Here is a 5,030-nt window from a genome sequence, read left to right on the forward strand (position 1 = left end):
TAGTTATAATCCCATATTGATTGCGGTCATGCTTCGCCCCTACAGATATATTTGCCTTGCGCCAGATGCACCCGCCCCAAGCCCCAGCCAATTGCTGCTATCCCTGGGAATGTTTGGTCAGTTATGACAAAGATCGAGGACAGTGGTTAAAAGATATGGATTCGTTAAATGCTAAACAATTAATACCTAAATATCCGGGTAAGTACATTAATTATAATATTGGATATTTCCAATATCGCTCTGAGTCTTTTTTACAATAGTCAGGTATGCTGACTTCTTTGACTATCAAGCTTTTGATAGTCACACATACACATTTTAATCTCTCACCCTTATCCTGGATAACCAGGACAAGGGTGAGAGATTAAAATGTTTTAAAATTACTAAAAATAGTCCTATTTATGGCTTGACACATTAATGTGAATCATTTAGGATTGCTATAGAGCGTCCTCACCTTGCCAAGTGTAAGAACGATAACCCTTTAATGTCTTGTATTTGTCGTAATACTGAATCCTTGACACCTGAATTTTCAAGTTTGAAAATCCTTGCTCTAATGCCTTAGATTTTTGGCAACACCGAATGCTGTGTGATACGGAAAAGCCCCGCCTGAACTACGATTCAGACAGAGGCCTTGCTTTAGCTAGCAAACTCACGGTGGTTTGACATCCTAACTTCACACCACCGCAAACACACCTAACTACATTTCAAATATATGTCCCACAATTATACTCCAGAATGCGAGTCGTTGTACACCAATTTTCGGCAGACTAAGAACACCCTCTCTGCTTTAGCCGAGTCGAACCGTGCTTTGGCAAAGTCGAACCGCGCTTTGGCGAAGTGGAACCACTCTCTGCTTGAGGAAAACGAAGCACAAGATCAGACTATCAAATTGTTTGAGAAAAAAGTCCTTGAACTCCAACAAAAGTTAGATGACTCAAAAGATGAAAACCTGGAACTACAACAAGAGGTAGATTCATTGAAGGATGAGAACCTTGAACTGCGACAACGAGTAGATCCGTATTCGCCAGATGGTCTTTCGATTGAAGACTCTTTTGATGAGGAATATTAAACAGGGATGTAGGTAAATTCATCAAAAGTGGAATCGCCCTTCCCATCCAAAAAATAGGACAATGGTAAAGGGCGATCGCACTTCACCCTAAAATCTTTCTCAACTAAACCCATGAGTACAATTCGCTTAGAACTAGCCCAATACTTGAAATGTCGAGGTTTCACCCCCGAAAACTTGGTCGAAGCTGTCGGCGAAACACTCAATCCTGAAACCGTATACCAACTGATCGAAAAAGCAGAAAACCTCAGCCATCTAGACTTATCCGTCTTAGCCGCCATTATAGATGGCTTGAGCAAACTCAATGGTTTTCCAGTTGGCATCGCAGAAGTGCTAATATTTTTTCCTGACATTTCCGACGAAGCATTGGCAAAATCGCCTTGGCGTCAACTTTACCTCGTCGATAATGAAATTCCTCCCTATGATTGGGGAGATGTAGACCCCATGAAACTTGGTCAACCTGTGCGCTATATACCGGGAGTAGGTGCCGTTATTCTTGAAGACGAAAGGGTAAAGTAATAAGCGTGACTAATACATTTAACATCCGCGATATTTTACTGGTTGATTTCCCTCCTCAAACGCCTGCACTGCACGAACAACAAGGAAGACGCCCTGCTGTAGTAGTGGGGAACCCAAGCGACACAGGTACGATCCGTTTTGAGCTTGTGATTGTTGTGCCGATTACCAGACAATCAGGAGATTGGAATGCACAAAATCCCATTTTATACCCAAGCCTTCAGGCAGGAGTGGGAAATTTAACTGCCAACTCGATAGTATTGCTGGATCAAGTACGCACTGTAGATATCCGGCGAGTATTGCGGTATCTTGGCAGTTTAACCGCAGAAGAGTATCAGCCGATCGCAAATGGACTCAAGCTAATGTTCGGCTTTTAAATTATCTAAAAATCAGGATACGGCAATGCCGTTTCCCTACAATATTATCTTCAGGTAGGGACACGGCAATGCCGTGTCCTCCGTTGCTTTTAAATTATCTAAAAATTAGGATACGGCAATGCCGTTTCCCTACTGCATCGAATAATTGAAATTTGCTCATTGCTATCCATTCTTCAACCCGCGCAGGCGGGTTTTGTTCGTGTAGACGCGGTTTCAACCGCCGAGTCTAATGTCCCAACAGCTTATCGCGCAAATGCTTAATGCGATCGCGCAACTTACCAGCCTCCTCAAACTCCAACTTCTTCGCCGCCGCCTTCATCTGCGTCTCCAACCGCCCGATTAACTGAGGAATCTCATCTAAAGATAACTCATCCACCTGTTCGTAAACCTCCTCCAACTGCTGCGAGTTCAGCTTGCGCGACACGTCCAGAAACGCCAGAATCGCATTGGTCGATCGCTTTTTCGCGATCGGCTGCGGCGTAATCCCGTGCATCTTATTGTACGCTAGCTGAATCCCCCGGCGCCGATCCGTTTCGTCGATCGCCTTAACCATACTATCAGTCAAATTATCCGCATACAAAATAGCCTGTCCCTGCACGTGACGCGCCGCCCGCCCAATTGTTTGAATCAAAGAACGTTCCGATCGCAAAAACCCCTCCTTATCCGCATCCAAAATCACCACCAGCGACACTTCCGGCAAATCCAAACCTTCCCGCAGCAAGTTAACTCCAATCAACACATCAAACTTACCATCCTGCAAATCTTGGATAATTTCTATCCGTTGAATCGACTGAATTTCCGAGTGTAAATACCGGACTCTAATCGCCCTTTCTTGCAAATATTCCGTTAAATCCTCCGCCATCCGCTTCGTCAAAGTCGTCACCAAAACTCGCTCGTCCCGAGTGACTCTATCCTTAATTTCCCCCAACAAATCGTCAATTTGTCCTTCCGTCGGGCGCACGAAAATCGTCGGATCGACTACTCCGGTTGGGCGAATTACTTGCTCGGCAACTCTCCCTTCCGAGATTTCCATTTCCCAATTTCCAGGAGTCGCAGAAACAAAGATGCACTGATTCTCTTTTGCCCAGAATTCCTCTGCTTTTAACGGGCGGTTGTCGGCTGCGCTGGGCAAGCGAAAACCGTGTTCGATCAATACTTTTTTCCGCGCTTGGTCGCCGTTGTACATTCCCCGAATTTGCGGTACAGTGACGTGGGATTCATCTACTACCAACATCCAATCTTTCGGAAAATAATCAATCAAACATTCGGGCGGTTCTCCGGCATTTCTACCTGCTAAATGCCGCGAATAATTCTCGACTCCGTTGCAGTAACCTACTTCCCGCAGCATTTCCAAATCGTAGCGGGTGCGCTGTTCTATCCGCTGCGCTTCTAATAGTTTCCCTTCTTTTTCAAATTCTGCCAGTCTGTCTTCTAATTCGAGTTCTATTCCTTGGCAAGCTGCCTCTAATTTATCATCAGCAGTCACAAAGTGGCGCGCCGGATAAATATTTAAAGCCGTTGTACTTTGGATGATTTTACCAGTTACGGGGTCAACGTAGCGAATGGCATCGATTTGGTCGCCGAAGAATTCGACGCGAATAACTCTATCTTCGTAGGCGGGGCCGATTTCAACAACGTCGCCTTTGACGCGAAATTTACCTCTGCCTAAATCTAGGTCGTTGCGGCTATATTGGACGTTAACTAAATCTCGCAATATTTGCCGCTGGTTGACTTCCATTCCTACTTGCAAAGGGATAGCAGCTTTCAGGTATTCGGCGGGCATTCCCAAACCGTAGATGCAGCTAATTGATGCTACGACAATTACGTCGCGGCGTTCAAAGAGCGATCGCGTGGCGGAGTGTCGCAGCATATCGATCTCGTCATTAATTGCTGCGGTTTTTTCAATGAAAGTATCGCTAACGGCGATGTATGCTTCAGGTTGGTAGTAGTCGTAATAACTGACAAAGTATTCGACTGCATTGTTGGGAAAAAAATTGCGCAGTTCGTTGCACAGTTGAGCAGCCAGGGTTTTGTTGTGTGCTAATACTAAGGTGGGTCTGCCGATTTTTGCGATCGCCGAGGCAATGGTGAAGGTTTTGCCCGTACCTGTGGCGCCGAGTAAGGTTTGAAATCGATCGCCCGCTTGGATGCCTTTGACGAGTTGGGCGATCGCTAGCGGTTGGTCGCCCGTGGGATCGAAGGGCGCTTGCAATTGAAAAGATGCTGCCGCAGTTACCATAGGAAAATGTCGCTATTACCGATAAATCTTAACAAAAATGCCGACATTCTGCAATTTCGTTAATCAAATAGTTAAACTTTATAATATTATTTTAATTATCGGCCCAAATAGAAAGCAGAAAGCCCAGAAAAGCAGTTGTCCGAACCCAGCAATCAGCAAGGAAAAAAAATTATGGCTCTCACACCCAAAGATAAAGTCAAAGCAAGCGCCCGCGGCAGCAAAGGCACTACCAAGGCCCTACCACCCGCCAGCGAAGCCAAATCAGCGGGCATTCAACTTTATCAGGCACCGCTCCTACATGACAACCGCCCCGTCGGCCCAAACGATTTTACCATCAGCGAGACAGTCTCGATCTCGGGGAATCGCCCGATCGGCGCTAGCACCCTGCACATCAGCGAAACCTACGGCACTGTAGGCAATCGCCCGATCGAAGCCAGCGAGTTTGAAGTGGTTGCTACACTCGGCAGACGCCCGATCGGCTCCAGCGCCATGCAAGTCAGCGAAATGTTCAGTATGTCCGGTGCGCGCCCTATTGGCATCAGCCTTCTGCACATTGATGAAGTTTACTCCACAATGGGAGGCAACCGGCCAATTGCTTCCAACGACATTGACGACAGCTCGACCTTAATGGGATTTTTAGATTAATTATTCATTGGTCATTAGTCATTAGTTTTTCACTATTAACTAATGACTAAAAACACATTTTTAGAAAAGTTGGTGACGAACGAGATTGAAAATTTGAATAGTCGAAAGTAATTTATTTAATCCTACCAATTTCCACAATATATCTCTTGCAAAAGTCGAAATGTATATGTAGGGGCGTAGCATTTGGGCG

At 45.6% G+C, this 5,030-nt stretch carries 5 protein-coding genes; 4 read left to right on the top strand and 1 reads right to left on the bottom strand.

The window, feature by feature from the left end; all coding sequences use genetic code 11:
• Window positions 1-709 precede the first annotated feature (709 nt).
• The 3 genes from QT974_RS30825 (at window position 710) to QT974_RS30835 (ending at window position 1,956) form a co-directional block, all read left to right on the top strand.
• Window positions 710-1,066 carry a hypothetical protein gene (locus tag QT974_RS30825; RefSeq protein ID WP_333472180.1) on the top strand — a complete coding sequence of 119 codons (357 nt, stop codon included), beginning with the start codon at window positions 710-712 and terminating at the stop codon, window positions 1,064-1,066.
• Between the two features lie 111 nt (window positions 1,067-1,177).
• Complete coding sequence (locus QT974_RS30830; protein WP_333472181.1) at window positions 1,178-1,582, top strand: hypothetical protein; 405 nt, start codon at window positions 1,178-1,180, stop codon at window positions 1,580-1,582.
• A gap of 5 nt (window positions 1,583-1,587) precedes the next feature.
• On the top strand, window positions 1,588-1,956 hold the full coding sequence (locus QT974_RS30835) for a type II toxin-antitoxin system PemK/MazF family toxin (RefSeq protein WP_333472182.1): 369 nt from the start codon (window positions 1,588-1,590) through the stop codon (window positions 1,954-1,956).
• A 226-nt stretch (window positions 1,957-2,182) separates the two neighbouring features.
• Here the strand turns inward: QT974_RS30835 and uvrB are convergent, their stop codons facing one another.
• Complete coding sequence (gene uvrB / locus QT974_RS30840) at window positions 2,183-4,195, bottom strand: excinuclease ABC subunit UvrB (protein ID WP_333472183.1); 2,013 nt, start codon at window positions 4,193-4,195, stop codon at window positions 2,183-2,185.
• 171 nt (window positions 4,196-4,366) lie between these two features.
• Between uvrB and QT974_RS30845 the strand changes: the two genes are divergently transcribed.
• Window positions 4,367-4,840, top strand: a complete 474-nt coding sequence (locus tag QT974_RS30845; protein WP_333472184.1) for a hypothetical protein — start codon at window positions 4,367-4,369, stop codon at window positions 4,838-4,840.
• The last annotated feature ends 190 nt before the right edge of the window (window positions 4,841-5,030 follow it).

This window comes from Microcoleus sp. BM001215392 (assembly GCF_036700185.1).
Lineage (GTDB): Bacteria > Cyanobacteriota > Cyanobacteriia > Cyanobacteriales > Microcoleaceae > Microcoleus.

What these genes read in the sequence shown, in the direction of transcription:
- QT974_RS30825 (WP_333472180.1), top strand. Translation starts at nt 710, where the DNA reads ATGTCCCACAATTATACTCCAGAATGCGAGTCGTTGTACACCAATTTT.
- QT974_RS30830 (WP_333472181.1), top strand. Translation starts at nt 1,178, where the DNA reads ATGAGTACAATTCGCTTAGAACTAGCCCAATACTTGAAATGTCGAGGT.
- uvrB (WP_333472183.1), bottom strand. Translation starts at nt 4,195, where the DNA reads ATGGTAACTGCGGCAGCATCTTTTCAATTGCAAGCGCCCTTCGATCCC.
- QT974_RS30845 (WP_333472184.1), top strand. Translation starts at nt 4,367, where the DNA reads ATGGCTCTCACACCCAAAGATAAAGTCAAAGCAAGCGCCCGCGGCAGC.